The sequence below is a fragment of the Streptomyces sp. NPDC006458 genome (assembly GCF_040612135.1).
Classification (GTDB): Bacteria; Actinomycetota; Actinomycetes; order Streptomycetales; family Streptomycetaceae; genus Streptomyces.
Genome location: NZ_JBEXPR010000006.1, coordinates 185,129 through 211,831, shown reverse-complemented (window position 1 = coordinate 211,831; position 26,703 = coordinate 185,129). Strand labels below are relative to the sequence as shown.

24 protein-coding genes are annotated in these 26,703 nt (G+C 74.1%); 13 read left to right on the top strand and 11 right to left on the bottom strand.

Features of this window, described 5'->3' with window-relative positions:
• Positions 1 to 2,814 (top strand): NHLP bacteriocin export ABC transporter permease/ATPase subunit, encoded by a 2,814-nt coding sequence (locus ABZZ79_RS10715; protein ID WP_356688552.1) that lies wholly within the window; start codon positions 1 to 3, stop codon positions 2,812 to 2,814.
• Between the two features lie 29 nt (positions 2,815 to 2,843).
• Here the strand turns inward: ABZZ79_RS10715 and ABZZ79_RS10710 are convergent, their stop codons facing one another.
• Entirely contained in the window at positions 2,844 to 3,371 is a 528-nt protein-coding gene (locus tag ABZZ79_RS10710) for an SRPBCC family protein (protein WP_356688551.1), read from the bottom strand.
• Between the two features lie 247 nt (positions 3,372 to 3,618).
• Positions 3,619 to 4,053, bottom strand: a complete 435-nt coding sequence (locus tag ABZZ79_RS10705) for a protease inhibitor (protein WP_356688550.1) — start codon at positions 4,051 to 4,053, stop codon at positions 3,619 to 3,621.
• Positions 4,054 to 4,377: 324 nt separating this feature from the next.
• Between ABZZ79_RS10705 and ABZZ79_RS10700 the strand changes: the two genes are divergently transcribed.
• A complete protein-coding gene (locus ABZZ79_RS10700) occupies positions 4,378 to 4,911 on the top strand; it encodes a hypothetical protein (protein ID WP_356688549.1) in 534 nt (177 codons plus the stop codon).
• An 879-nt stretch (positions 4,912 to 5,790) separates the two neighbouring features.
• Here the strand turns inward: ABZZ79_RS10700 and ABZZ79_RS10695 are convergent.
• The 4 genes from ABZZ79_RS10695 to ABZZ79_RS10680 form a co-directional block, all read right to left on the bottom strand.
• Positions 5,791 to 7,401 carry an RICIN domain-containing protein gene (locus ABZZ79_RS10695; RefSeq protein WP_356688548.1) on the bottom strand — a complete coding sequence of 537 codons (1,611 nt, stop codon included), beginning with the start codon at positions 7,399 to 7,401 and terminating at the stop codon, positions 5,791 to 5,793.
• Between the two features lie 471 nt (positions 7,402 to 7,872).
• The gene (locus tag ABZZ79_RS10690) at positions 7,873 to 8,250 is read right to left on the bottom strand and encodes a toxin Doc (RefSeq protein ID WP_356688547.1); all 378 of its coding nucleotides are present in this window, start codon (positions 8,248 to 8,250) and stop codon (positions 7,873 to 7,875) included.
• Between the two features lie 3 nt (positions 8,251 to 8,253).
• Positions 8,254 to 8,499, bottom strand: a complete 246-nt coding sequence (locus ABZZ79_RS10685; RefSeq protein ID WP_356688546.1) for a hypothetical protein — start codon at positions 8,497 to 8,499, stop codon at positions 8,254 to 8,256.
• A 296-nt stretch (positions 8,500 to 8,795) separates the two neighbouring features.
• On the bottom strand, positions 8,796 to 9,251 hold the full coding sequence (locus ABZZ79_RS10680; RefSeq protein WP_356688545.1) for a pyridoxamine 5'-phosphate oxidase family protein: 456 nt from the start codon (positions 9,249 to 9,251) through the stop codon (positions 8,796 to 8,798).
• Between the two features lie 98 nt (positions 9,252 to 9,349).
• Between ABZZ79_RS10680 and ABZZ79_RS10675 the strand changes: the two genes are divergently transcribed.
• Both ABZZ79_RS10675 and ABZZ79_RS10670 read left to right on the top strand, forming a co-directional pair.
• Positions 9,350 to 12,160 (top strand): LuxR C-terminal-related transcriptional regulator, encoded by a 2,811-nt coding sequence (locus tag ABZZ79_RS10675; RefSeq protein ID WP_356688544.1) that lies wholly within the window; start codon positions 9,350 to 9,352, stop codon positions 12,158 to 12,160.
• Positions 12,161 to 12,326: 166 nt separating this feature from the next.
• Positions 12,327 to 14,711: a SpoIIE family protein phosphatase gene (locus ABZZ79_RS10670; RefSeq protein WP_356688543.1), complete on the top strand. Its 2,385-nt coding sequence runs from the start codon at positions 12,327 to 12,329 to the stop codon at positions 14,709 to 14,711.
• Between the two features lie 4 nt (positions 14,712 to 14,715).
• Here the strand turns inward: ABZZ79_RS10670 and ABZZ79_RS10665 are convergent, their stop codons facing one another.
• Entirely contained in the window at positions 14,716 to 15,243 is a 528-nt protein-coding gene (locus ABZZ79_RS10665; protein ID WP_356688542.1) for a flavoprotein, read from the bottom strand.
• Between the two features lie 501 nt (positions 15,244 to 15,744).
• On the opposite strand from ABZZ79_RS10665, the gene ABZZ79_RS10660 reads away from it, so the two are divergent.
• Entirely contained in the window at positions 15,745 to 16,377 is a 633-nt protein-coding gene (locus tag ABZZ79_RS10660) for a LysE family transporter (protein WP_356688541.1), read from the top strand.
• A 13-nt stretch (positions 16,378 to 16,390) separates the two neighbouring features.
• Here the strand turns inward: ABZZ79_RS10660 and ABZZ79_RS10655 are convergent, their stop codons facing one another.
• A complete protein-coding gene (locus tag ABZZ79_RS10655; protein ID WP_356688540.1) occupies positions 16,391 to 16,837 on the bottom strand; it encodes a nuclear transport factor 2 family protein in 447 nt (148 codons plus the stop codon).
• A gap of 263 nt (positions 16,838 to 17,100) precedes the next feature.
• Here ABZZ79_RS10655 and ABZZ79_RS10650 point away from each other — a divergent pair, with 263 nt between their 5' ends.
• The 3 genes from ABZZ79_RS10650 (at position 17,101) to ABZZ79_RS10640 (ending at position 19,177) form a co-directional block, all read left to right on the top strand.
• Positions 17,101 to 17,553: a nitroreductase family deazaflavin-dependent oxidoreductase gene (locus ABZZ79_RS10650; RefSeq protein ID WP_356688539.1), complete on the top strand. Its 453-nt coding sequence runs from the start codon at positions 17,101 to 17,103 to the stop codon at positions 17,551 to 17,553.
• Between the two features lie 258 nt (positions 17,554 to 17,811).
• Positions 17,812 to 18,840 (top strand): glutathione S-transferase C-terminal domain-containing protein, encoded by a 1,029-nt coding sequence (locus ABZZ79_RS10645; RefSeq protein ID WP_356688538.1) that lies wholly within the window; start codon positions 17,812 to 17,814, stop codon positions 18,838 to 18,840.
• Between the two features lie 34 nt (positions 18,841 to 18,874).
• Entirely contained in the window at positions 18,875 to 19,177 is a 303-nt protein-coding gene (locus tag ABZZ79_RS10640; RefSeq protein WP_356688537.1) for a DUF4235 domain-containing protein, read from the top strand.
• Between the two features lie 40 nt (positions 19,178 to 19,217).
• Here the strand turns inward: ABZZ79_RS10640 and ABZZ79_RS10635 are convergent, their stop codons facing one another.
• Positions 19,218 to 20,072, bottom strand: a complete 855-nt coding sequence (locus ABZZ79_RS10635; RefSeq protein ID WP_356688536.1) for a hypothetical protein — start codon at positions 20,070 to 20,072, stop codon at positions 19,218 to 19,220.
• Between the two features lie 242 nt (positions 20,073 to 20,314).
• Between ABZZ79_RS10635 and ABZZ79_RS10630 the strand changes: the two genes are divergently transcribed.
• The 3 genes from ABZZ79_RS10630 (at position 20,315) to ABZZ79_RS10620 (ending at position 22,172) form a co-directional block, all read left to right on the top strand.
• On the top strand, positions 20,315 to 20,695 hold the full coding sequence (locus ABZZ79_RS10630) for an anti-sigma factor antagonist (RefSeq protein WP_356688535.1): 381 nt from the start codon (positions 20,315 to 20,317) through the stop codon (positions 20,693 to 20,695).
• A gap of 190 nt (positions 20,696 to 20,885) precedes the next feature.
• Complete coding sequence (locus ABZZ79_RS10625; RefSeq protein ID WP_356688651.1) at positions 20,886 to 21,530, top strand: DUF4230 domain-containing protein; 645 nt, start codon at positions 20,886 to 20,888, stop codon at positions 21,528 to 21,530.
• A gap of 63 nt (positions 21,531 to 21,593) precedes the next feature.
• Positions 21,594 to 22,172, top strand: coding sequence for a VanZ family protein (locus tag ABZZ79_RS10620; RefSeq protein WP_356688534.1), 579 nt, complete (start codon positions 21,594 to 21,596; stop codon positions 22,170 to 22,172).
• Here ABZZ79_RS10620 and ABZZ79_RS10615 read toward each other — a convergent pair.
• Positions 22,153 to 22,389: a hypothetical protein gene (locus tag ABZZ79_RS10615; RefSeq protein ID WP_356688533.1), complete on the bottom strand. Its 237-nt coding sequence runs from the start codon at positions 22,387 to 22,389 to the stop codon at positions 22,153 to 22,155. The genes ABZZ79_RS10620 and ABZZ79_RS10615 overlap by 20 nt on opposite strands.
• A 150-nt stretch (positions 22,390 to 22,539) precedes the next feature.
• Between ABZZ79_RS10615 and ABZZ79_RS10610 the strand changes: the two genes are divergently transcribed.
• Positions 22,540 to 23,571, top strand: a complete 1,032-nt coding sequence (locus ABZZ79_RS10610; protein ID WP_356688532.1) for a PHP domain-containing protein — start codon at positions 22,540 to 22,542, stop codon at positions 23,569 to 23,571.
• 300 nt (positions 23,572 to 23,871) lie between these two features.
• Here the strand turns inward: ABZZ79_RS10610 and ABZZ79_RS10605 are convergent, their stop codons facing one another.
• Complete coding sequence (locus tag ABZZ79_RS10605) at positions 23,872 to 25,482, bottom strand: helix-turn-helix transcriptional regulator (protein WP_356688531.1); 1,611 nt, start codon at positions 25,480 to 25,482, stop codon at positions 23,872 to 23,874.
• A 173-nt stretch (positions 25,483 to 25,655) separates the two neighbouring features.
• On the opposite strand from ABZZ79_RS10605, the gene ABZZ79_RS10600 reads away from it, so the two are divergent.
• Positions 25,656 to 26,684: an SDR family oxidoreductase gene (locus ABZZ79_RS10600; RefSeq protein WP_356688530.1), complete on the top strand. Its 1,029-nt coding sequence runs from the start codon at positions 25,656 to 25,658 to the stop codon at positions 26,682 to 26,684.
• Positions 26,685 to 26,703 lie beyond the last annotated feature (19 nt).

The window sequence follows — 26,703 nt, the reverse complement described above, 5'->3', positions numbered from 1 at the left end:
ATGACGGCCGTACACGAAGGCGATCTGGTGCTGGCGGCGCTCGGGCGACTGGGTGCCCAGATCGACTGCGCGGGCTTCGGCACGCTGGACCTGGAGGGTCCGCAGGTGCTGTGGCTGGTCGCGGCCGGCAAGCTGGACCTGTTCGCGGTGGACGCCTCGCGGCAGGGCCACTGGCACCACGTGGGCCGTCTGGAGCCGGGCGCGCTGCTGCTCGGCCCGGTGACGGGTCCTCGGCACACGCTGATCGCACGGCCGTCGCGCGACTGCGTGGTGCACCGGGTGGCGCTGCGGGAACTGTACGAGCCGGCCCACACCGAGAGCTGGACGTACGACGAGTGGGGCAATCCGCGGTATGCGCCGCCCTCGGCGAGTGCGCTGGAGCACGCGCTCGCGCTCGGCGTGGGACGCGGGCTGTCCGTGCTGTTCCAGGCGCCCATGGCCGCCGATTCGGCGGCGACGGCCGACGACGACGTGTTCTGGATGCGGGTGCCGCCCGGCGGTGTGCGGTACGGCTCGCTGTACGGCGCGGAGGCGGCGGCCGATCTGCTGATGGATCCGGGGCTGTGGCAGAGCATGGTCGAGCAGCAGTACCGGCTGCTGTCCACGCTGGACCGCTGGATCGAGCAGTTGGAGCACGCGCACGAGACCCGGACGGCCGCCGGGATCAAGGCCGGTGAGGCGGTGCGCGCGCAGGCCGACCGCACGCTGCTGGCGTCCATCGGCAGGGGCTCGTTCCGCCGCAGGACCGCCGCCGACGCCGACGCGACGTACGCCGCCTGCAAGCTGGTGGCGGACGCGGCCGGGATCGCGCTGGCGGAGCCCGCGCACGGCGGCACGGAGAGCGAGCGTCTCGACCCGGTCGAGCGCATCGCCCTGGGCTCGCGGGTGCGCGCCCGGGCGGTACGGCTCGACGGGCACTGGTGGCGCGACGACGTGGGCCCGCTGGTGGGCCGGCGCGCTCTGTCGGGGGCGCCGGTGGCGCTGCTGTGGCGGCGCGGCGGCTATGTCGCCGTACAGCCGGCCACCGGGCGCGAGACTCCGGTGGAGAAGGCCGACGCGGCGGAGTTCGAACCGCGCGCGGTGATGCTCTACCGTCCGCTGCCCGAGCGCCGGCTCGGCCCGCTGGGGCTGGTCCGGTTCGTGCTGCGCGGCACGCGGGGCGATGTGACGGCCCTGGTGCTGACCGGTCTGGTGACGGTGGCGATCGGCGCGCTGGTGCCGGTGGCGACCGGCAAGGTGCTCGGCGAGTACGTCCCGAAGGCCCAGGCCGGGCTGATCGGCCAGGTGTGTCTGGCGGTGATGGTGAGCAGCGTGGTCGCGGCCGCGTTCACGCTGGTGCAGAACCTGACGATCCTGCGGCTGGAGGGGCGGGTCGAGGCCACCCTCCAGCCCGCCGTGTGGGACCGGCTGCTGCGGCTGCCGACGGACTTCTTCGCGGGGCGGTCCACCGGCGAGCTGGCCAGCGCGGCGATGGGCGTGAGCGCGATCCGGCGGTTGCTGGCGGGCGTCGGCCCGACGGTCGCGCAGTCGGTGACGGTCGGCGCGATGAACCTGGCGCTGCTGCTCTACTACAGCGTGCCGATGGCGCTGGCGGCGGTCGGGATGCTGGTGGCGGTCGCCGCCGTCTTCCTCGGCCTCGGGCTGTGGCAGGTGCGCTGGCAGCGGCGGCTGGTGCGGCTCTCCAACCGGCTGAACAACCAGGCGTTCCAGACCCTGCGCGGCCTGCCGAAGCTGCGGGTGGCGGCCGCGGAGAACTACGCGTACGCCTCCTGGGCGGGCGAGTTCGCGCGCAGCCGGGAGCTCCAGCAGCGGGTGGGGCGGATCAAGAACCTCTCGGCGGTGCTGGGCGCGGTGTATCTGCCGCTGTGCTCGCTGCTGATGTTCATGCTTCTGGCGGGTCCGGCGCGTGGGGCCATGCCGGCGGCCGACTTCCTCGCCTTCCACACCGCGGTGACCATGCTGCTCACCTCGGTGACCCAGCTGACGGGCGCGTTCGTGTCGGTGGTGGCCGCGCTGCCGCTGTTCGAGGAGATCGAGCCGGTGCTGGCCGCCGCCCCGGAAGTGCGGACGGCGAGCACCCGGCCCGGCCCGCTGTCCGGGGCGGTGGAGGCGCGGCGGCTGTCGTTCCGCTACTCCGACGACGGGCCGCTGGTGCTGGACGACGTGTCCTTCGAGGTGCGGCCGGGCGAGTTCGTGGCGGTGGTCGGCCCCAGCGGCTGCGGCAAGTCGACGCTGCTGCGGCTGCTCATCGGCTTCGACCGTCCGGTGTCGGGCAGTGTCCTGTACGACGGCCAGGACCTGGCCGCGCTGGACCGGTCGGCGGTACGGCGGCAGTGCGGGGTGGTGCTCCAGCACGCGCAGCCGTTCACCGGCTCGGTCCTGGACGTCATCTGCGGCACCGAGCCGTACACGCCCGAGGAGGCGATGGCGGCGGCCGAGCTGGCGGGTCTGGCGGAGGACATCCGGCGGATGCCGATGGGCCTGCACACGATCGTCGCCGCCGGGGGCTCGGTGTCGGGCGGCCAGCGTCAGCGGCTGATGATCGCCCAGGCGCTGATCCGCCGCCCGCGCATCCTCTTCTTCGACGAGGCGACCAGCGCGCTGGACAACGAGACCCAGCGGCGGGTCATCGAGTCCACCAAGGCGCTCGACGCCACCCGCGTCGTGATCGCGCACCGGCTGTCCACGGTGCTGGACGCCGACCGGGTGATCGTCATGGAGAACGGCAAGGTCGTCCAGCAGGGGCCGCCGGCGCGGCTGCTCGCGGACACGGGCGGGCGGCTGCACGAGCTGGTGCGGCGGCAGCTGGCCTGACGGTGCCGCCGCCGCGGGCCGGGGCGAGGTCAGTCCACTCCGGGGACGGGTGCGCCGGAGGGGAACCCGGCCTCGATGTAGCCCTCGTACGCCTCGCGCCACAGGGCGCCCGCTCCGGTGTGCGGACCCGCGGGGGTCTCACCGCGGGCCACGGCGTCCAGCGCGGTCAGGCAGACCTCCCAGCCGGCCGCGTTGCGCGCGGCGGACTCCGGGTCGGCGAGGACGTCGGTGAGGGTGAGCCGGGTGCGGCCGTCGTCCTGTGCGGCCAGGGCGAGGCGGATCTCGTCGCCGCCCCACTCGAAGGCCAGACGGCGGGGCGCGTCGACGGCCAGGACGAGGCCGGTGGAGTCGGGCTGGTTCGGGTCGCCGCTGAACCGGGCGGTGCCGCCGGGCCGCAGCTCGAACTCGGCCCGGGAGGGGAACCATCGGGCGAGCTCGCCGGGGTCGGTCACCAGGGACCAGACGCGCTCGGCGGGACGGGCGTAGACGCGGCCGAGGACGACGGCCGGGCGGCCGTCGTCCAGGGCGAGAAAGCTTCCGGTGAGATCGGCGGGCATGCTGGATCACTCCTTAGGAGCCGTGCTGTGCCCCCATACCTCCCGCGAAGGCGGCATGAGTACACCCCCTGCCCGTCGAGGCAGGGGGTGCGGTCGCCGTGAAACGTGGAAAGCCGGGGTCCGGCCGGGCGGCCCCACTCCGCCCGGCCGGTCCCCGGTGCGGGTACCGCAAGGAATCCCGCGCCCGTGCCCGCACTCCCCATCGGCGGTCCGGTCGCGTGTCACGCGTTCCGTGCGGTCCCGGTCTCTAGAACGCGAAGACGCTCGGGCCGTAGAGGGTCTTCACGCATTCATTGGCGAAGGTGCGCTCGTAGGAGACGCGCTGTCCCTGCCAGACGCCGTCGACGGTGATCACCACCGGGTCCCATTCCCGGGTACACATCACGCCCTCGGTGCCGCGCAGCGCGTTGAGGTCGCCGCCTGCCGCGCGCAGTTCGGAGCAGGCCGGGGCGGCCGCCGGATGGGTGCCGGAGGGCGTCGGGGCGCAGGTGAGCGTGACGGCCCGTTCCGGGGTGACGCCGAGCGCCGTCTCGCCGTGGCCCATCGTGAGCACGAGGGCCGACGGGGCGTACAGCGACGCTGGAGCGCTGCCGGGGGCGGCCTGGCCGGCCCCGGTCAGGGGTCCGCAGAGGGCGCCGGCGGTGAGGCCGAGGGTTGCTGCCCAGCGCGCGGTGTTCCGCATTGTGTGCATCCTTCCGCTCGATTCGGGGGATGCCGGACGGCCCCGGGTTCGGTGCCGAACCGGCGAGCGCCACTCTGCCGAGAACGCAGCCGGAATTCACATCGAACCCACGGGTTTCGGTAACCTTGCGTGTTGAAACAGTGGCGTGAAGTGACGGAATCGAACGTTCCAAACCTCCGATTCGTCCGCTCGATGATCATCTGGAGTGGCCGAATGACCGGTATTTTTACTCTGGGTAATCGGCTGGAAACATTCCGGATCCACCCCCGAAAGACCCCTCCGCGACCCCTTGTGTTCATGGAAGCCATGAGTAATGGTCATTACATGATTACGAAACAGCAGCACGAGGAACTGCGCGGCTGGTTCGCCGGCCGTCTGCCCGACGGCCTCTTCGAGGAGCTGACCGAGGTCTCGGTCGACCGCGAGGAGATCACCGTCATCGGGCGGGTCCCCGAGCCCCGGCTGGCGGAGGACGCCTCGACCGCGGAGCGGGAGGCGGCCGTACAGGGCCGGATCGAGGAGTTCCGGGAGCGTACGAGGGAGGACCGGATGGCGGTCGCCCGTGAGGCCGAGCACCGGTTCCGCCGAAAGGTGTCCTGGGGTGTGGAGTGCGGGGAGGAGCGTGCCCTGTTCACGCATCTCGCCGTGCCGGTGATGACGCGGCTCCGGCAGAGCGAGCGGCAGGTCCTCGACACGCTGGTCGCCTCCGGCGTCGCCCGCAGCCGCAGCGACGCCCTGGCGTGGTGCGTACGCCTGGTACGACGCCACACGGACGACTGGCTCACCGAGCTCCGCGACTCGCTGGAACACGTGCAGGAGGTCCGGGGCCGCGGCCCCGACGCCGACGCCGACGCCTGAACGCGCCGACTGGCCCCGCCCCTGGGGCGCACCAGGACCGCACACCCGTCCCCGGCCGTGGCACACGCCACCGGTGCGGGGCCCGACGCCCGGCGCCGAGGCCGCGGGCGAGACCGTGCCGCACGCGCGGCTTCGTCGTGTCGCGCGGGACGGCGTCCGTGCGCGGTTCGGTCGTGGGGCGTGGGGCGGCGTTCCCGCGCGAACCGCGCGGTTCGGCGGCGTGGGACCTCCGCCGCGCGGCTCCGTCGTGCCGGGCGGCACGGTCCCGCGCGTGGCGTCGTCGCGGGGCGTGAGGACCACGACCCCACGTCACGCGATCGGGCCGCACAGTGACAACGTCCACGCGGCGCGACCGAACCGCGCACGAGCACCGCCCTGGCCCATGCGACCAGCACCGCAGGGACACAGACCCCACACCGAACGGCCAGCCCCACCCGAACACAGACCCGCGCCACGCGACGAAGCACATGGGGCCGCCGCCCCTCACGGCAATGCCTCGCGCGGCAGCGAGCCCGCGCCGGCCAACCAAGCCGCACACGGCCACAGGCCCGAAAGGCCAAGCCGCACATAACGCCCGCCCGCGCCACGCGACAGAACCGCATGCGGCCACCGCCCCCACACCGCCGACCCGCACACGAACACAAGCCCGCGCCACGCGACGGAAGCACACGCGGCCACTGTCCCCACACCGCCGACCCACACACGACCCCAAGCCCGACCGACAGCCAAGCCGCACACGAACGCCCGCCCGCACCACGCGACGGAATCGCATGCCGCCGCCGACCCGCTCCGCACGGCCGCAGGCCGACTTCGCACGCCCGCGCCGCGCGGCGACACCGCGCCGCGCGGGGACGCGGAATCGCGTCCCCGCGTGGCTGTTCAGCCCGCCATGCCCGCCGAGCGCACGGACGCCGTGGCCGGGTTCGGGCGGGGTGCCGGGAGCCAGCGTTGGGACGGGGAGCCGTCCCGGACCTTGACTACGATGTCAGCGTCCGCGTCGGCGGTGGTCGCCGCCAGGGCCAGGCGCTTGTCCCAGAGCGGCAGGAACTCGCCCTCGTCGGTGAGCTCGTAGCGGACGTCGTCCCCGCGTGGGGAGTCGCCGCCGACGCAGCGCGCGAGGATGGCCACGCCCGCGTCCATGTGCGAGTCCAGGCACAGTCCCGGCGCCGCCACGCTGCGCAGCAGCCCGTCGGTGGCGTAGGACCACAGTTGGGTGCGGGCGGTGGAGCAGTCCGCCAGCCCGATCCCGGCGCCCGCCCGCGCCTCTCCCTCGATGCCGAGGCAGAGGCCCGCGCCGGCGTTGAGCAGACCGGAGCGGCCGGGGGCAGAGAGGCCCGCGCTGTCGGGCGACGTGGGCGCGCCCGACGGGTCCGGGGAGTCGTCGCCGGACGGATCGCTGTCGCTCGCGCCGGTGGAGGCCATCGGCTCGGTGTCGCCGCCGCTCCCCCACAGCCCCGCCCCCAGAAGGATCGCCAGGAGGCCCGCGGACGCGAGCCCGACTCCGGTGAGCAGGGCGCGTGGTGAGCGTCCGTCACCGGGAGCCGCCCGGCGGCCGGGGGCGTGCGCGCGGGGCAGCACCCGATGCCGGGCGGCCCCGGAGCGGGTCCGGCCGGCGCCGTGCCGGGTGGAGCCGCGCTGGCGGGGCACATGCCCGCCGCGGCCCGGCCGGGACTCGACATAGCGGCGGGCGCCCCAGCCGAGCACCGCCTCGGCGAGCAGGTCGCCCAGCCCGCCTTCGAAATGGCTCAGCTGCTCCGCGGCGGCACGGCAGTAGCGGCACTCCGCGAGATGCCTGCGCACATCCGGGAGCAAGGACCCGCCGCGCCGGATCGGGATGTCCAGAAGGCGGTTGTGGAAACGGCATTCGTTTGTCGGGGCGAGTTCCCGATGTGCGCGGACCAAGCCTTCACGGAGTTTTTCACGCGCTTGTTCGACGGCGGCCGCGGCGACTTCGGCGTCCATGCCGAGCAGCGCCGCGGGAACGCCGACCGCTTCCGCCTCGACCTCGGTGTGCCACAGCAGGCACTGGTCGACTCGCGGCATGGACAGGAATGCGCGTTCGGTGAGCCGGCGGTTTTCCGGCGGCCCCGGCGACGCCGTGCGCATGCCGCGGCCTCCGGCCGGTTTGCGAAGTCCCGGCAGAACGGCGGATATCCGTTCCTCGGTGGCCCACAGCCGCACGGTGTCCCGTACGGCGACGAGCAGCCGGGGGCGCAGGGCGACACCGGGTTCGCCGAGCGTCAGACGGTCGAGGAGCTGATGGACGGCCGCGCCGGTGACCATGGCCGCGGCCGGCCCCGAGTCCGCGAGGCAGATGGCCGCGTACTCGAACGCGGGTCGCCAGTGCCGCGCGATCAACAGGGCGGTGGAACGGGAGACGTCGTCGTCCGGGCTGCCCCGCAGACGGCCGGCGAGCAACTCGTCGGATTCTCCGGGAAACGCGCCGGGCGGCGGGTAGGGCGGACGGGGAGGGTGGGGGGTGGGTGGCACTGAACGGATTCCTTCCCACGCGTATGCGACGCACGAGGAGTTCGGCCGACTGAAAAAAGAGCCCGGACACCGGGCGCTTCACCCTTGCACAGCGAACTCAGGGCCAACAAGGCACTTGGGGAACATCCGTATCACTGAAAGGAAGTCAGGAAGCGTTTTCCCCCGGACTTACGTGTGACATACGCCCGCCGAATCGCACTGCTTTTCGCCATTCCGAGCGCCCCGTGTGAAAGACACGCACACGCCGGCCGGTCACGCACGCTCCCGGCATCCGAGGGCGAGGAGTGGACTGTGTACCGGCCTCCTCGGCAGGCCCCGCGCGGGACGGCGGCTCTCCCGCGCGAAACGGCCGCCGGCCCCGTTCTCCCGCCCTCGGCCGGCGGCCCCGAGCTCCCGGCCGGGGGCGGTGGCCTCCACGCCTCCACGGGACCGGCGGCCCGGAGCCTCCACCGGGGCCCGGCGCGACGGCCCCTAGATCTGCCAGGAACGCAGCCGGTCGGCGGCGCCGTAGACGTCCGTCTTGCCGTCGATCAGATCGCGGGCGAGGTCGACCAGGGTCCCGTAGGGCGGGTCGATGCCGACGCCGCTGACGAACATGTAGGCCACCGCGGTCGCGCAGGCGAAGCGCGCGTTGGCCGAGGGCAGCGGCTTGAGCAGGGCGATGGTGTGCAGCAGGGCGGCGGCGCGCCAGGCGGGGTCGGAGTCGACGCCCAGCCGGGGCGGGTCGACGCGATGCCGGGCGACGGCGGCCACCAGCGCGGAGAAGTCGTTGATCGTGGGCTGCTCCGGCAGCACTTCCTCGTGGCGCTGGAGCAGCCAGGGCACGTCGATGTGGACGACGGGCGTCATGGGTCAGAAGCCCCGCCGCGGGCCCCCGGCGGGCACCTCGTCCTCGGGGAAGGCGGCGGCGAACTCGTCGGCGTGGGAGGAGAAGAAGCGGCGGAACGCCTCCGCCCCTTCCTTGAGCGCACGGTGCCGGGCGATGTCGGCCGCGGCGGCCTCACGGACGAGGGCCTTCATCGACGTACCGCGCTCCTTGGCGATCTGCCGCAGGTCCTCCAGCTCGCGCTCACTGAACTCCACATTGAGGGCTGGCATGACGCCACGGTACCGCTCAGGTACTCGACCGTAAATAGACCCAGGTCAGAAGCACTCCGATACGGTACCGGCCGGCATGTGGAGCGGGTCAGCCCTGGTCGGCGACGAAGGACGCCATCCGGGTCAGGGCCGCGTTCCAGTTGATGGTGTGCTCGTTCGTCGACCACGACTGGATGTCGGCGAATGATGGGAGCGCTCCCAAAGTGACGGACGGGGCACATGCTGGTGGCTGGCATGAGACCCCGTCAACCGTCCGGACACGATGGCGCGTCGGGCCTGCGCCGTCCGGGCGCCGCTCAGGCCAGCCAGCGGCCGTCGCGCATCAGCTCGCGGCCGGTCATCTCCTCGACCTCCCGCCAGGCCTGCACCCGGCGCGGGGTGACCCGGAACCACCGGTACGGCGTGGTCAGGGTGCGCGGGTCGAAGCCGGTCCGGGCGGCGAACCGGTCGGCTCGCTCCGGCGGCAGGGCGTCGAGGGCCAGCACCTCCACCTCGCCCTCGATCATGGACACGTCGCGGGTGTGGCCCAGGCTCAGCCGGGCGACCCGGCCGACGGCCAGGTTGGCGCCGGTGGGACTGTCCGCGGGGGTGGCGAGCAGCAGCGCCTCGCCGTCCCAGTCGAAGGACAGCGGGACCAGATGCGGCACACCGTCCGGCGAGGCGGTGGCCACCCAGACGTCGACGTCGCGGGCGAGGCGCTGCTCGGTGTCGCGGCGGCGCTGGGCGCGGGGGCGGGGTGCGGCGGTGCTCATGGGTCCTCCTTCGGCCGGGCTCGTGTGCACAGGCTCTCCCCGCCGGGGTGGCCGCCGCCTCCGTGCCGGCCACGGAAAACACCACGGATAATGATCAGGTGACCACGCCTGCCGTCTCCGCCCGGGAAGCCGAAGTCCTCACGCTGCTCGGGGAACATCTGAGCAACGCGGAGATAGCCGCACGGCTGTTCATCTCCGTACGCACCGTCGAGTCCCATGTCTCCTCGCTGCTGCGGAAGTTGGAGCTGCCGGACCGCAGGGCGCTGTCCCGGCGCGCGGGCGTGCGGCGGTCGCTCGCGGCACCCGCCCTGCCCGCGCCGCTGACCGACTTCGTCGGACGGGCCCGCGAGCGCGGGGAGTTGGCCGCGGCGCTGAAGGCGTACCGCCAGGTGACCGCCGTGGGTCCGGGCGGGGTGGGCAAGACCCGGCTGGCCCTGGCGGTGGCGGCGGACGCGGCCGGTGAGTTCACCGACGGGGTGTGGTTCGTCGACCTGGTCCCGGTCACCGATCCCGGCCGGGTGGGGGCGGCGGTCGCCGCCGCCGTCGGGGTCGGCGAGCAGCCCGGACGCGGTGTCGACGAGGCCGTACTGGCGGCGCTCGCGGACCGGCGGGCGCTGCTGGTGCTGGACAACTGCGAGCAGGTGCGCGACGGCGTGGCGCCCTTCGTGGAACGGCTGCTGTCGGCCTGCCCGCAGGTGCGGGTGCTGATCACCTCGCGGGCCCGGCTGACGGTGCCGTTCGAGCGGGTCTTCCCGGTGCCGCCGCTGTCCCGGGACGGGGGCGGCGAGTCGGACGCCGTCGCGCTGTTCCTGGACCGGGCGGCGGCGGTCGGCCTGTCGCCCGGCCCGGCGGCACGGGACCGGGTCGTGGCCCTGTGCGACCGCCTCGGGGGCATGGCGCTGGCCATCGAGCTGGCGGCGGCCCGGCTGCCCTCGCTCGGTCTCGACGGGCTCACCGCAGGTCTCTCCGACCAGCTGCGGATCCTGTCCGGCGGTTCCCGTGCCGACGACCGGCACCGGTCGGTGCGGGCGGTGCTGGACTGGAGTCATGAGCTGCTCGCGCCCGAGGACCGGGCGTTGCTGCGCCGGGTGTCGGTGTTCGTGGTGCCGTTCACCGCGGACGCGGCCGCCGAGGTGGCCGGCTTCACCCCGCTGGAGCGGGCCCGGGTCGCCGACGGACTGGGCAGGCTCGCCGAGCAGAGCCTGCTCGCGGTGACGCCGTCCGGGGACGGCACCCGGTACCAGGCGCTGGAGACCATCCGCCAGTACGGCGAGCACAGGCTCGACGAGGCCGGTGAGCGGGACGGGGTCCGGTCCCGGCACGCGGCCTGGTGCCTGGCCGCCGCGACCGCGCTCGGGGACGGCGAGGGGCCGGACTGGCGGGCGCGGTTCGACGCCGTCGCGGACGACCTGCGGGCCGCGCTGGCCTGGGCCGCCGCCCGTCCCGAACGCCGTCCCGAGGCCCACCGCCTCGCCCTCACCCTGGCCGGGCTCGCCTTCACCCGGACGCTGCTCGGCGAGGCGCAGGAACGGTACGAGCAGGCGGCCGTGGCGGCCGACGACGAGGCGGGGACCCGGGGCGCCGCACGCGAACGCGCCGAGGCGCTTCGACTGGCCGCCGCGGTCGCCGGGTGCCGCAGGCTCGGGGACGACATGCTGCGGCTGCACCGGGCAGCCGCCGAGACCGCTCGGCGGGCCGGGGACACCGCGGGCGCCGGCCGCGATCTGGCGGCGGCCGCCACCATCGCGTACCGCTTCTCCAGTACGTTCGCCCAGGTCCCGCCCAGGGACGAGGTGACGGCCCTGCTGGCGCGGGCCCGCGAGCTGTCCGGCGCCGACCCGCAGGCGGAGGCGGCCGTGGCGCTGGCCGAGGCGGCGGTGGTGACCGACGCGTTCGGGTCGGTGCAGGGCGACACCGACAACACCGTGCGCGAGACGGTCGAGCGGGCCGGGCTCGCCGTCCGGCTCGCCCGGCGCACGGGGGACCCGGTGGCCGAGTCGGCCGCGCTCGACGCGCTGTCCGGCGCCCGGAGCTGGGACGGCGATCCGTTCGGCGCCGCGTCCGCCGCGCGGCGGCGCCTCGACGTGCTGGCCTCGGCCCCGCCGGGCCCGGCCGCCGCGCACGAGCTGATGGACGCCCTGGCCATGGCCGCCGGGACCGCCGTCGGCGCGGGCCGGCTGCCCGAGGCACGGCGCTGGGGCCGGCGGCTCGCGGAGCATCCGCTGCTGGCCGAGGTGGGCCATCACGCCACGTCGTGGCTGCTGGTCGCGGACGCGTTCGCCGGACACGGCGAGGAGGTGCTCGCCGCCGGGGTGCGGTTCCTGGACGCCTGGGAGCGCAGCGGACGGCAGCGGTCCTTCTCCCTCGGTCCCGCCGCCGCGGCCGTCGCGGCGGTCCACGGTCTGCGCGGCGACCACGACGCCCGCTCGACCTGGCTCGCCGTGGTCGGCCGCGCGGGCAACGCGCCCGAGCACCGGCACGGCTACGGCGCGGTCTTCGACGCCCTCGTCCTGCTGCACCAGGGCGAGATCGACGCCGCCCTGGACCGGGTCGCCCCGGAGCCGGAGGAGGTGTGGAAGTGGGTGTCCTGGGTGTGGCTGCACTGGTACGCGGCCCTGCGGGCGGAGGCAGCCGTGCTGGCCGGGCACCCCGCGGCCCGGGCCCGGATCGACGCGGCCCGGAAGGTGGTCGCGGGCAACCCGGTCGCCACCGCCCAGGTCGACCGGGCCGAGGCGCTGCTCACCGGGAACCCGCCCCGGCTGCTCGCCGCCGCGGCCGCCTTCGAGGCGGCCGGCAGCCCCTATCAGGCGGCACGGACCCTGCTGCTGGCCGGGGGCGCGCACCGGGCCGCGGGCCGGGCCGCGCTGGCCGGACTCGGTCTCGGGCCTGGCGCCGACCCGGCTGGCTGAGGCACGCTACGAGTCGTGCCGGCCGGGCGAGCCGCTCCGGCCCGGCACGCGCCTTCCCCCGGCCCGGACCGCGCCCTGCCCCGTTCGCCGGAACCGCCGGAACCACTAGGCTGGAACGGAAGAGACGCACCCGTTGACCAAGAGTGGGCGCGATGGAGCTGTGACGATGAGCCTGGTCTACCCGTTCGACGAGGCCGCGACGGCCCGGGTTGTCATCGCCGAGGACGGCACGCTGGCCTCGTGGAACGAGGGAGCCCGACGGCTGCTCGGCTGGACCGAGGGCGAGGTCCTTGGCCGGCCCGCCCGGGAGTTCGTAGCGGACGCGGCCCCCCAGGTCCGCAGCGACCGCTGGTACGGGTCCGTCACCCTGCGGCACCGCGACGGCCGTACGCTCGCGGTGTGGCTGCTCGCGCACCATCAGTGGCACCCGAGGACCGGCCCGGCGCACTGGCTCGTGGTCTCCCCGCTGGAACGCCCCACCGCGCGCCCGCCCGGCGACCCGCTGGAGGTGTCGGTGCTGGCCCAGACCCCGTGCGCGCTGGCCGTCTACGACGAGCACCTGCGGCTGCACTCGGTCAATGACGCCATGGCCAGAACGCTCGGGCTGCCCCAGGAGGAGATCCGGGGGCTGAGGCTGTCCGAGATCGGCGGGAAGCCGCAGAGCGAGGACCTGGAGAAGAACGCGCTGGAGGTGCTCTCCAGCGGCCTGCCCCGCGATGTGCAGACGTATCTGCGCACCGGCGGCGAGGACCGGGCGCACGCCTGGCTGGCCCGGATGACCCCGGTCATGGACGGCACCGGCCGGGTGCGCGGGGTGTGCATGGCCGCCCACGACTTCACCGACAGCTATCTCGCCCGCGAGCGGCTCCAGCTGGTCAACGAGGCGAGCGTGCGGATCGGCAGCACTCTCGACGTCACCCGCACCGCCCAGGAACTGGCCGATGTGTGCGTGCCCGCGCTGGCCGACTTCGTCAGCGTCGACCTGCTGGACGCCGACGAGCAGAGCGGCGACCCGCCGACGCGGGTGACCGTGCCCGTCGGGCTGCGCCGGATCGCCCACCAGTCGGTGAACCCGGGCAACCCCGAGGCCGTGGTCAAGCCCGGGGAGTTCGACACCTACCCGGCCTCCTCGCCGCAGGCCGACTCGCTCGTCGCGGGCCGCACCACCGTCGCCACGGTGGCCGGCGGCAACCTGGACCAGTGGCTGGCCCGCTCCCGGGCGCGCCGCGAGCGGGTCGAGGAGTACGGCATCCACTCCACGATGTCCGTGCCCATCCAGGCCCGGGGCACCACACTGGGCGTCGCGGTGCTCACCCGCTTCCGACGGCCCGACCCGTTCACCCCCGACGACGTGCTGCTGGCCGAGGAGGTCACGGCACGCGCGGCCGTGTGCATCGACAACGCCCGTCGCTTCTCCCGGGAACGGGAGACGGCCCTCGCGCTGCAACGCAGCCTGCTCCCCCGCCGCCTGCCCCGCACGGCCGCGGTCGACGCGGCCTCCCGCTACCTTCCGGCGGCGCGGGCGGGGGTAGGCGGGGACTGGTTCGACGTCATCCCGCTGTCGGGCATGCGGGTGGCGATGGTCGTCGGCGATGTCGTCGGGCACGGGGTGCAGGCCTCGGCCACCATGGGGCGGCTGCGCACCGCGGTCCGTACGCTCGCCGACATCGACCTCGCCCCCGACGAGCTGCTCACCCACCTCGACGATCTCGTCGTCCGGCTCTCGGAGGACGGCGGCGGCGAGGCCGGCCGGCCCGGCGAGGTCGGCGCCACCTGTCTGTACGCGGTGTACGACCCGGTGTCCCGCAGGTGCACGCTGGCGCGGGCCGGGCATCCCGCGCCGGTGATGCTCCAGCCGGACGGGACGGCGCACGAGGTGGCGGTGCCCGCGGGGCCGCCGCTCGGGCTGGGCGGGCTGCCGTTCGAGAGCTCCGAGCTGTATCTGCCCGAGGGCACGCTGCTCGCCTTCTACACCGACGGTCTGATCTGGTCCCGGAACCGGGACGCCGAGCACGGCCGGCGGCTGCTGCGGGAGGCGCTCGACCAGCACACCGGGGCCCTCGACGCGACCTGCGACCGGATCCTCGCCGCGCTGCTGCCGCCGGACGGCATCGCCGACGACGTCGCCCTGCTGCTGGCGGGCACCCGGGGGCTGCCCGCGAGCCGCGTCGCCACCTGGGACATCCCGGCCGATCCCGCGCTGGTCTCGCCGGTCCGCAGGCAGGTCGGCGAGCAACTGGCGTCCTGGCGGCTGGACGAGGTGTCCTTCACCGCCGAGCTGGTGGTCAGCGAGCTCGTCACCAACGCGATCCGCTATGGCGCCCAGCCGATCCGGCTGCGTCTCATCCATGACACGGAGACCCTCATCTGCGAGGTCTCCGACACCAACCACACCGCGCCGCACCTGCGGCGGGCCAAGACCTGGGACGAAGGGGGCCGGGGGCTGCTCCTCGTCGCCCAGCTCACCCAGCGGTGGGGGAGCCGGCACACGGCCGACGGGAAGACGATCTGGGCGGAGCTCGGCGTGCTGGACGAGGACGGGGCTCCGTAGCGGTTCAGGGCCTCGCGTCGATGAGGTCCAGCGCCCGCTCCCACCCGAAGCCGGGTCCGACGGCGGTCTCCCCGGACCGGGGTTCGCCGAAGCGGACTCCCATGCCGCGCAGGCGGGTCAGGCTCTCCTGGTAGGCGGGATGCGCGGCCAGGGCGTCGGCCACGCACGGCAGGACCGCGATGGGCACGCCCAGTCCGCAGGCCTCGTTGAGAGTGCCGAGGGCGAGGGTGTCGGATATGCCGGCCGCCCACTTGTTGACGGTGTTGAACGTGGCGGGCGCCACGACGACCGCGTCCGGCGGCGGGAACGGCCGCGGGTCGCCGGGTGAGCGCCAGGCCGAGCGGATGGGGCGGCCCGTCAGCGTCTGCAGGGCCGCGGTGTCGAAGAACCCGTTCATCGCGACGGGGGTGGCGAAGACTCCGACCTCCCAGCCCTTCCGCCGGGCCACGGCGACGAGTTCGCCCACACCGGACGCGATGCCGGCGGCGCACACGACGACGTAGAGGAAGGGTTTTACGGCCTGTTCGGTCATCCGAGCACCCTACTGTCAGCCGGACCAGACCACTTGCCCGGAACCAACCCCCCACGCAACACCCCCAGAGGCGCCAAGCCGTGTCCACCTGCACTACCGCCACACAACGCCCCCAGGGGCGAGAAGCCGTGTCCACCTGCGCTACTGCCACACAACCCCCTCAGGGGCGCGGGGAACTGCGCGAGCAACCACCACGCGCGGCCAGCCGAAAGACGCCGGCAACCTCCCAGAAGCACGACGCCAGGTCCATACGCCCTACCGCCACACACCCCCCCAGGGGCGCGGGGAACTGCGCGAACACCGCCACGCGCGGTCAGCGGCGACAAACCCGGCACCCCCCACACGCAGCCGCGATATTCACTTGCCCCCGCCACCACACCCCCCGCAGGATCCCGCCATGAACACCACGACCCACCTGCCGCCCGCACCCCGCCCCACCCCCCACACCCCGCGGACCCGACAGCAGGCCGGCCACCCGGAGGGACCGACACCTCCGCGCTCATGAGCACCGCCCTGCTCGCCGGCCTCGTCGCGGGCTACGGCATCGCGATCCCGGTCGGCGCGGTCGGCACCTACCTGGTCTCCCTCACCGCCCGCACCACTCTCCGCACCGGCGCCGCCGCCGCACTCGGCGTGGCCTCCGCCGACGGCCTGTACGCCCTCTGCGCCGTACTCGGCGGCTCCGCGCTGGCCGCCCTGCTGCGCCCGGTCCTGGAACCCCTGCGCTGGCTCTCGGTCCTGGTACTGCTGGCCCTCGCGGCGCTGGGCGCGTACGGCGCGCTGCGCCGCCACCGGGGTCACCGGGCGGCCACCCGCTCCGACCCGCCCCCGCCGAGCCCGGGGCGGGCGTACCTGGGACTCCTGGGAGTCACCCTGCTCAACCCCACCACGGTGATCTACTTCGCCGCCCTGGTGCTGGGCGCGGGCGACACCGGGGAGACGGGTACCGCCGAACGAACGGCCTTCGTGCTCGCCGCCTTCGCCGCGTCCGCGAGCTGGCAGCTGCTGCTCGCGGGCGGCGGCGCACTGCTCGGCCGGGCCCTGACCGGACAACGGGGCCGGCTCGTCACGGCCCTGGTGTCGAGCGCGGTGATGGCGGCGCTGGCGGTCCGGATGGTGATCGCGCCGGGCTGAGCGCCCGGCCCGCCTACTCGGCGCCGGCGGCGGTGAAGGCCCGCAGCACGGCGAGGGAGTCCTCGTAGACGTGGTGGCGTACGACCAGACCGTTCTCGACGGTGAGGTGGAGGGCGAATCTGGCGCGATAGGGACGTCCCGTGACCTTGGCCGTCTGCCGGATCTCGCCCACGACCACCGCGTCGGCGCCGTCCACCAGGATGCGCTCGACACGGGTGGCCGCCCGCTCGGCGACATGGTGCTCGGTCAGCTCCCGGTAGTGGGCGCCCGCGTCCGAGCGGGTCGAGCGGGGCCGGATCCACGGGGTCGCGGCCCGGCCGTGCTCGTCCTCGGGCCAGTTCAGACGCCAGTCCACGTGGTCGGCGTACAGCTCGGCGATACGGTCCGGGTCGCCCTGTCCGATGCGGCGCAGCAGTTCCTCGACGACGAAGCGGGTCGTCGGGTCGGGGGTGGCGCTCATGGGCGTTCGCTCTCCTTCGGCCGGTGTCGCACGCGGTGATCACGACTGTGCCCGACCGGTCCGTCCGGCGCGATCAGGCGTGTGGCAATCACGCCGCCCGGCCGCGCCGTCCGGGGCCCGCGGCGGTGGCCGGATCCGGCTGCCGGGGCGGACCCGCGACGCGGGATGAATCCGGCACCGGCCGCTGTTGCAGCAGCATGCGAGTCCCCGCGGCACGTCAGCCGCGGCACGAAACCCGCACGCCACGACCGGACGGAGTTGCCATGCCTCTTGAGGGCGAGTACGAGCCCAGCCCGACGAAGTGGGTCCGCGATCAGGTGGAGTTGTACGAGAGCTCGGGCGGCACCGAGGGGACGACCCTGCGGAACACCGGTCGCCCGGTCGTCATCCTCACCACCCGGGGTGCACGCAGCGGCAGGATCCGCAAGACCCCGCTGATGCGGGTCGAGCACGAGGGCCGGTACGCCGCCGTCGCCTCCCTCGGCGGCGCCCCCAAGCACCCGGTCTGGTACTTCAACGTCAAGGCCGACCCGCGCGTCGCGCTCCAGGACGGCCCCGCCCGACAGGACATGAAGGCCCGCGAGGTCTTCGGCGCGGAGAAGGCCGAGTGGTGGGAGCGCGCGGTCGCGGCCTTCCCGCAGTACGCCTCCTACCAGCGGAAGACGGACCGCGAGATCCCCGTCTTCGTCCTGGAGCCGGTCGACGGACCCCACTGATCGCGCCGGATCACCGCACCGATTCCGCCGACCTCGCGGATTTTCCGCACCCCGGACGCATGAACGCGCCCGACCCGGGCATGCGAGCCTCAGGCCCCGCCGCGTTCCCCCGTCGCGGCGGGGCTTCCGTATGCCTCCCCGGCGGGCCGGTCGGTCACGTCGAGGGTCATCTCCGCCGGCTGCCCCGCCGGCCGCGTGTCATACCGTTCCGCCGCCCAGATCGGGGTACCCGGACGCGGAAGCCGCGCGGTGGGGAGGATGACCGGCATGAACGACAGCTCCTACGGCAACAGCGGGTACGGCCGAAAGCCGTTCCAGCGGTCCAGGAGCCATTTCACGGACCGGATCACGGCCGACGGCCGGGACGGCTGGCCGGTGGAGGCCGGACGGTACCGGCTGGTGGTGAGCCGCGCGTGCCCGTGGGCGAGCCGCGCGGTGATCTCGCGGCGGTTGCTGGGCCTGGAGCCCGCCCTGTCGATGGCGATCGCCGATCCGCTCCAGGACGACCGCAGCTGGCGCTTCACCCTGGACCAGGACGACCGCGACCCGGTCCTCGGGATCCGCTACCTCAGCGAGGCCTACGACCGCCGGGAGTCGGACTACCCGGGCGGGGTGAGCGTACCGGCGATCGTGGACGTGCCCAGCGGGCAACTGGTGACCAACGACTTCCAGCGCATCACCCTGGATCTCGCGACCGAGTGGAAGGACCTGCACCGGGAAGGAGCGCCGGATCTGTATCCCGAGCGACTGAGGGGGGAGATCGACGAGGTGATGGCGGGCGTCTACGAGGACGTCAACAACGGTGTGTACCGGGCCGGTTTCGCCACCGGGCAGCAGCAGTACGAGGCGGCCTGCGCCGGTGTCTTCCGGCGGCTGGAGCAGCTCGCGGAACGGCTTCGGGGGCAGCGCTACCTCGTCGGCGAGACCCTCACCGAGGCGGACATCCGGCTGTTCACCACCCTGGTCCGGTTCGACGCCGCCTACCACGGCCACTTCAAGTGCAACCGCTGGAAACTGACGGAGAACCCGGTGCTGTGGGCGTACGCCCGCGACCTGTTCCAGACCCCGGGCTTCGGCGACACGGTCGACTTCGACCACATCAAGCGCCACTACTACCGGGTCCACACCGGCATCAACCCGACCCGGATCGTCCCCCTCGGCCCGGACAGCTCCGGCTGGTCGGCCCCGCACCACCGCGAGATCCTGGGGGGACACCCTTTCGGCGACGGCACACCGCCCGGCCCGGTCCCGTCCGCGGAGGTGGTCCCGGCGGCCGGCCGGCCCTGATCCCGTACCCGTCCATCCCGAGAAGGAGCCCTCCGTGGCCAGGAAGAAGAAGCAGAAGCTCCCGCTCGCCTACAAGCCGATCGGCTTCGCCCTCGGCTGGGCCGGCGGCACGTTGTCCGGCGTGGCCTTCCGCCGGACCTGGCGGGCGCTGCGGCACGAGGACGACGCCCCCGACCCGCTGGACCGCGACCGCGGCTGGGGCGAGATCATCTTCGCCGCCGCTCTCCAGGGCGCCATCTTCGCCGCGGTCCGCAGCGCCGTCGACCGCGGCGGCGCGAAGGCCATCGAACGCTCGACGGGCACCTGGCCCGCCGCCGACAAGAAGGGGCGGGTCTGACTGACGGACGCCGAGGCACCGGAACCACCAGGGCCCCGCGTCAGCGGCAGCCGAAGCCGTCCTTGACGCGGGGCCAGGCCTGTACGCCGTCGGCGTCGCGGACGTAGACGCGGGACGGGTCGTCCGCCGAGCGCCACAGGGCGCGGTCTCCGTGGCGGTAGCCGGTGTCGCGGGCGTCGGCGGGCAGTCGGGCGGCACCGTCGTACGCGGCGGTCAACGCGCCGTCGGGGAGCACGCCGTCCGGGTCACGGCCGTAGGAGGCGTCGCCGAGGGCGATGAAGTCGGCGTCCTGCCAGTCGCAGTGCTCCTGCCCCCGATAGCTGTGGATACGCGTGTACGGCAGCCGGTTGCCACCGGCGTCGGTCCACAGCTCGTAGGGCTGGTCCGCCACGAAACTCTCGGGCAGCTCCGAGGGATCGCAGGCCGCGCTGGCCTCGGGGCCCCAGCCAGGGGCGTTCGCACGGTCCTTGGCGACCACGACCGCGACCTTGGTGCGGCCGTCGACGTCCAGGGAGAACAGCACGCGGTCCTTCTCCCCGCGTTCGACGCGGTAGCCGCCGCGCGGCACGTCCGGCTGCTCGATGTCGAAGTACGTCTCCAGGCCCTCCTCCGGCGTCTTCCCTCCGTCGCGCTCGCTCCACTCCCCCGGCCCCCCGCCGGAGAAGATCTCCCCTGTGCACTCCAGGGCGCGCCCGGCCGCCCCCGACTCGATGCGCGCAGCCTCCGGGCCGTCCTCGTCCACGTGCTGCGCCGGGACGTACAGCGGGCCCCGGTAGGGCGTGGCCGGCGCGGTGCCGGTGATCACCCGGTCCGTGTCCTCGTCCCCGGCTCCGCATCCTGTCGCCGTCACCGCCGCCACAAGTGCCGCACCCGCCATCAGGATTCCCCGGCGCATGGTCGCTCCCCCTCTGTCCGACGCCTGTGTGTCCCTCCTACGACGTGGCGGTGGCCGGAACCGTTCGATCCCGTTCCCGTCACGGCCACTCGGGCGCCGAACCGGGGATGAACGCCGGGGACGATCTCGGCCGCGATTCGACGACATATGTCAACCGAACATGCTGCAGATCCGGTGTTCGAGGGTAACTTGCAGAACATAGAACGGAATTGGGCCCGGTCCGCGTTGGAGGCGAAGTCGTCGTGCAGCACGATCCCCCGCCACTCACCCGGCATCTTCGCCTCCGGTCGGACCGCGGACACACCGTCCTGGAGTTCCGGGGCGAGATCGACATCGCCGCCGCCGCGGAGATCCTGCCGCACCTGGACGCCGCCACGGCGCGGCCCGGCGCACGGGTCGTACTCGACCTGGGGCGGGTGGAGTTCTTCGACTGCTCCGGGCTGCGGCTGCTCGCCCGCGCGAGATCCCGCGTGCTGGAGGGCGGCGGGCAGGTACGTCTGGTGTGCACCCATCCGCTGACCCTGCGCGTCCTGCGGGTCACGGGGATGAGTCTGCTCCTGCCGCCGCGGCCGACGCTGGACGCCGCCCTGGAACAGCCCGAGACCGCCTCGGGCTCGTGGTGAGCCGTACCGCGCGGGCCGCCTGAGACTCCGCCCGCAGGACGGCGCATCGGGCCGCGCCCGCGGGGGCGCACGTCGCGCTCCGCCTCCTTGCTCCAACTGGTCCGTCTGGAACGCCCGTTGACGGGCAGACGGAAAAGCACCGGAAGAAGGAGGACCCGTGAGGACGACTCGCGAACGCGCGCCCCGCCGCCTGTCCGGCCGGGCCTCGGCGGCCGCCGCCGTGCTCCTGGTGCTGGTGCTGCTGGCCGCCGGGCTCGGCCTGAGCGCGCTGCCGGGGCTGAAGGACGTCTTCGGCACCGAGACCCGGGACCGGTCCGGTCCCGCCCTGCTGGAGTCGATCCAGGACATCAGCCGCTACGACGCCGCCTCCGGCTCCTTCCAGGTGGTGGTCGACCTGGAGAAGGACGCGAAGTACCTGCCGGACGCCATCCGCGGCACCCGCACGCTGTACGTGGGGGCGGGCACCGTCGACGCCTACGTCGACCTCGGCAAGGTCGGCGATGACGACATCGTGGTCGACGACGACCGCACCTCGGCCACCCTGCGGCTGCCCCACGCCGTCCTCGGCAGGCCCGCGCTCGACCCCGACCGCTCCTACGCCGTCTCCAAGCAGCGGGGCCTGCTGGACCGGCTGGGCGATCTGTTCTCCGACAACCCCAACGGCGAACAGGCCGTGCAGCGGCTCGCCGCGAAGCACATCGCGGACGCGGCGAAGGAGAGCGAACTGACCACGCGGGCCGAGCGGAACACCACCGGCATGCTCTCGGGTCTGCTGCGTTCGCTCGGCTTCACCACGGTCCGCGTCACCTACGGCACCACGACGCCCGGGACCTGACCGCCGGCCCGCGCCCCGGGCAACCGCCCCGACCCGCACGGAAGTCGAAGAGTGGAGGAACTCATGGTCCGTGTCCTGTCCGCCGCACGTGCGCGGGCCCACCCCCGCCCCGCCGCCCGCGAGGGTCTGCCCCTGCCGGTCCGGCTGCTGGCCATGCTGCTCGCCTTCGCGTGCATGGTGGCCTTCGCGGTCGTCCTGGCCCGGCTCACGCTGGACCCCTCACCCGCCTCGGAGGCACTGACCCACAGCAACGTCCACCCCGGCCGTTCGCTGCGCGCCTACCTCGGCGGCCCGGACCCGGTGGACGCGGTCCGCCAGATCGGCGGGAACCTGCTGCTGGGAGTCCCGTTCGGGATCCTCGTGCCGGTGCTGGAGCCGGCCCGGCGCGGGATGCTGCGCGTGCTGTTCCTCACCATGACGGTGATGCTGCTGGTCGAACTGACGCAGGGCGCGCTGGTCACCGGGCGGGTCTTCGACATCGACGACGTCCTGCTGAACACCACGGGCGCGCTCCTGGGCCACCTGCTGCTCGGGCGCCGCCTGGGCCGGGCCGTGCACGCGCGCCGGCACCGGACACCGGACGCCCGGCCGGGCTCCGGGAAACCGTCCGGCGACGCGGACCCTAGCGCAGCCGCCAGGTGAACTTGTCGCCGCCCACCCATCGGACCACGTCCGGGTCGTCCAGGTCGTGGACCGTGATGCCGAAGGCGGCGGCCGCCTGCAGCACGTCGGTGACGGCCTTCGCCTCACCGACGACCTCTCCGTCGATCTCCACGATCCGGAACGGCGGGGTACCCGGCTGGACGCCGAGCACCATGATCCGTGGACGGGAGATGTACGGGCTCGCGATTTCGGTCATGTCATAGAGCGTAGAGCGGAATCGGCCGATATGACTGGATCGGATGTGCCGGGAGCGGGCCGCGGCAGTGGACCGCGCCACGGGGCCGCGCTCCGGCCGCCCGTCGTGCGGAGGGACGGGCGGCGGGCAACCCTGGAGGGGGAGGTGCGCATGGAACCCGTGCAGGCACTGGAGCAGATCGCCCTGCTGCTGGAGCGCTCGCTCGCGCCCGCCTACCGGGCCCGCGCCTTCCGCAGCGCCGCGCGGACCCTGCGCGACCTGGGCCCGCAGGAGGTACGGAGGCGGACCGGGGCGGGCACGCTGGAGTCGCTCAAGGGCATCGGCCCCAAGACCGCCCAGGTGGTGCGGGAGGCGCTGGCCGGGCAGGTCCCCGAGTATCTGACGAAGCTGGAGTCCGAGGTCGTCCCCGCGGCACCCCGTGCGGGCGGGGAGGCGCTGCGCGCGCTGCTGCGCGGCGACTGCCATCTGCACTCCGACTGGTCGGACGGTGGCAGCCCGATCGAGGAGATGGGCCGGGCCGCTGCCGCGCTCGGCCACGACTGGGCCGTCCTCACCGACCACTCGCCCCGCCTCACGGTGGCCCGCGGCCTGTCCGCCGAGCGGCTGCGCGAGCAACTGGACGAGGTGGCCGCGCTGAACGAGACCTGGGCGCCCTTCCGGCTGCTCACCGGCATCGAGTGCGACATCCTCGACGACGGCTCCCTCGACCAGGACCCGGAACTGCTGGCCCGGCTCGACGTGGTCGTCGTCTCCGTGCACTCCAAGCTGCGCATGGACGCCCGGGCGATGACCCGCCGCATGGTGCGGGCCGTGCGCGATCCGCACGCGGACGTCCTCGGGCACTGCACCGGGCGGCTGATCACCGAGCGGGGCCGCCCGGAGTCGGAGTTCGACGCGGACGAGGTGTTCGCCGCGTGCGCCGAGTCCGGCACCGCCGTGGAGATCAACAGCAGGCCCGAGCGGCTGGACCCGCCGCGCCGGCTGCTGCGCCGGGCCGTGGCGGCGGGCGCACTCTTCTCGATCGACACCGACGCCCACGCGCCGGGCCAGCTGGACTGGCAGATCTTCGGCTGCGCGCGGGCGGCGGAGTGCGGGGTGCCCGCGGAGCGGGTGGTCACCACCTGGTCCGCGGAGAAACTCCTCTCATGGACACAAGGTGACACACCTCACGCCAAAAGGTGACATCCTATGGAACACCCGGGGGTGGTTGCCCGTTGAACGGACTGTGGGTGCGGACGGGACAGTGTCCCCGGGCCTCACCTCTTGCCCACAGGGACGATCGTCCGGCTGAAGCCCTGTGGAGCCGTTCGCCGAGCGGCGACCGCCGTCCGCGCCCACGACTGAGCCGCCCCGGCCGTGATTCCCCCGTCGCGGCCGGGGCTTTCCCGTGCCCGGTGGCCGACCCCGCCGGCGCCGCGGTGACCGGGCGTCGCCGACGCCCCGCCGGCCGGCCGGGTCGGATCAGCGACCGGCCCCGTCGGGTCAGCTCTCCGGATCGCCCGCCGCCGCGGGATCGAGGTCCTCTCCGACGACGTAGACGTCCTTGATCTTCACCTCGGAGACGCCCCGGCCCTCGGGGAAGACCCGCCGCCAGTCACCGACCAGGTGCAGCTCGTCGGTGCCCATCGCGCGGACCACGAGCAGGCCCTCCTCGTACGCCTTGTACGCCTTCATCCAGAGGTTCGCGAAGGCCTGGGAGCGGATGATGTGCATCCAGTCCGGGCGGTACAGCTCGCGGTTGTAGTTCGACTCACCCATGGTCGAGACGAACTTGGAGTACATCGCCTTGACGTATTCCAGCGTCACCTCGTCGTCCTCGGCGATGGCCCGGTCGCGGGCGTCCTTCAGGGCGACCCGGAACTTCTCCAGGAGGTTCTCGGTGGCGCCCGAGGTGAACGACTCGTGGATCTCCGGCGGGTCGCACAGACCGTACTTCGGCCCGGACAGCCGCAGCAGCAGCCGCAGTGTGGGCTCGGTGACCCACAGCGGGCCCGGCTCGTCGCGGTTGCCGATGGGGTTGGGCAGTTCGTCGCCGTGCTCCCAGGCGGGCGGGGTGATCAGATGGACGCCCGCCCGGCGGCGGTCGTGCTCGAACCCGGTGGAGTGCTCCAGCTGGCCGATCGGCAGATGCGTCTTCAGCGCCGACAGATAGGCGCCGTTGACGTCGAGCGCCGTCACCTCGTGCGCGCCGGACGGCAGCGCCGGACGGGCCCACTTGGGGCGCGCCTCCCACACCTGGTCCGCGCCGCGCGCGGTCTGCTTGCGCAGGACCTCCGGGATCCAGGGGTGCGCCACGACGTCGTAGCGGCCGCCCTTGCGGGTCTCGTCCAGCAGCGCCATCGCGTCCGGGATGGCCCGCTTGACCAGCGCCGCCGTCGCCGCCTCCAGGTCGCCGCCGTGCTTGGCCAGGGCCGCGGTCACGGCCTCGCCCACGAGGTCGGGCGCGTCGTTGGCCGCGGTGCGCATCCGGCGGCCGACGGGGACCAGCCGGACGGGCTTCGGCTGCGCCCGCCCGGGCGCCGGGGCCCGCTCCGGGGCGGCGGGGGCCGGCCTCTCGGCGGCCGGGGCGGCGGGGGTCCGCTCCGGGGCGGGCTCCGGCGGCGCGGGGGCACCGCAGTCGGCGGGGTCGAGGTGCTGCGGGAACCCGGCGACCTGATGCCGGGCGGGGGCGCCGCAGAGCACGCAGGGACGGGGAGCGGGGAGGGCTTCCACCTCGTCGTCGAGGTCGGTGGCGGTGGCGGCCTCGGGCGAAGCGTCTTCCACGGCGGCCGTCCCGCCCTCGGACACCTCCGTGTCACCGGCGTCCGAGGCGTCCTCGGCCGCATCCGCCGCGGCGGCCGCCCGGGACCGCTCCTCCAGCTTCGTACGGGCCCCCTCCAGGAAGTACGCGTACTTCTCGCGCACCTCCCCGCTCGGGTCGCGCCCCGTCTCCCAGCCGGCGACGGTGGACGGGCTCACGCCGAGGGCCTGGGCCAGCTGGGCGCGGGAGACGTTCAGCCCCTCGCGGAGCGGACGGCGCTCGCCGGCCGGGGGCAGCGGTACCTCCTGGCGGGCGCTCGCCAGGAGGGCGTCGATCGCGTCGAAGCCGGTCATCGGGCCACCGCCCGCGACGCACGCCCGACCTGTGCCGGCGCGGCGACCGACGTACTCACCCGCGCTCCCAAGTTCCGTGCCACGCCACGCACCCTACCCACTGGCGCGTTCGGACCGCCGCCGCCGGGTACTCGGTCGGCCTGTCCACGACGAACGGCCGAGAGGAGCCGACAGTGAGCAGCACAACGGGCAACAGGGTCGTGGTCACCGGGGCGACCGGAAACGCCGGTACGAGTGTGGTGCGCCTGCTCTCGGAGGATCCACGGATCGAGTCGATCCGCGGGCTGGCGCGACGGCGCCCCGCCTGGTCGCCCGCGAAGACCGAGTGGTCGGCGGTGGACGTGGCGGACGAGCAGGCGGGTCTCGCCGAGGAGTTCGCGGGCGCCTCCGCGGTGGTCCATCTGGCCTGGGCGTTCCAGCCGACGCACGATCCGGCGGCCACCTGGCGGACCAACGTCCTGGGGTCGATCCGGGTGTTCGAGGCGGTGGCGGCGGCGCGGGTGCCGGTGCTGGTGCACGCCTCGTCGGTCGGCGCGTACTCGCCGGGGGCCCAGAACCTCGCGGTCGACGAGTCATGGCCGACGCACGGCTGGCCGGACGCCGCGTACTGCCGGGAGAAGGCGTATCTGGAGCGGGCGCTGGACGCGTTCGAACGGGAGCATCCCGAGGTGCGGGTGGTGCGGATGCGGCCGGCCTTCCTGTTCAAGCGGGAGTCCGCGAGCGAGCAGCGGCGCATCTTCGGCGGGCGCTTCCTGCCGGGTCCGCTGGCCCGCCCCGGTCTGCTGCCGTTCCTGCCCGACATCCCCGGGCTGCGGGTCCAGGTGCTGCACACCGACGACGCGGCCGAGGCCTACCGGCTGGCGGTCCACGAGAATGTGCGCGGGGCGTTCAACCTGGCCGCGGAGCCGACCGTGGACGCGGCGCTGCTCGGCGAGATGACCGGCACCCGCACCGTGCGGCTGTCGCCGGCGGCCGCGCGGACGGCGCTGGCGGCGGCCTGGGGCATCCGGCTGCTGCCGGCCTCGCCGCATCTGTTCGACGCGGTGCTGCGGCTGCCGCTGATGGACTGCACGCGGGCGCGTACCGAGCTGGGCTGGCAGCCGCGGCGCTCCGCGACCGAGGCGGTCGAGGAGTTCCTGGAGGGGCTCCGGCAGGGGGCGGGGGCGGACACGGAGCCGTTGCGGGGACGCAAGGTGGGGTGACGGAGGGGCGCGGCCTGGC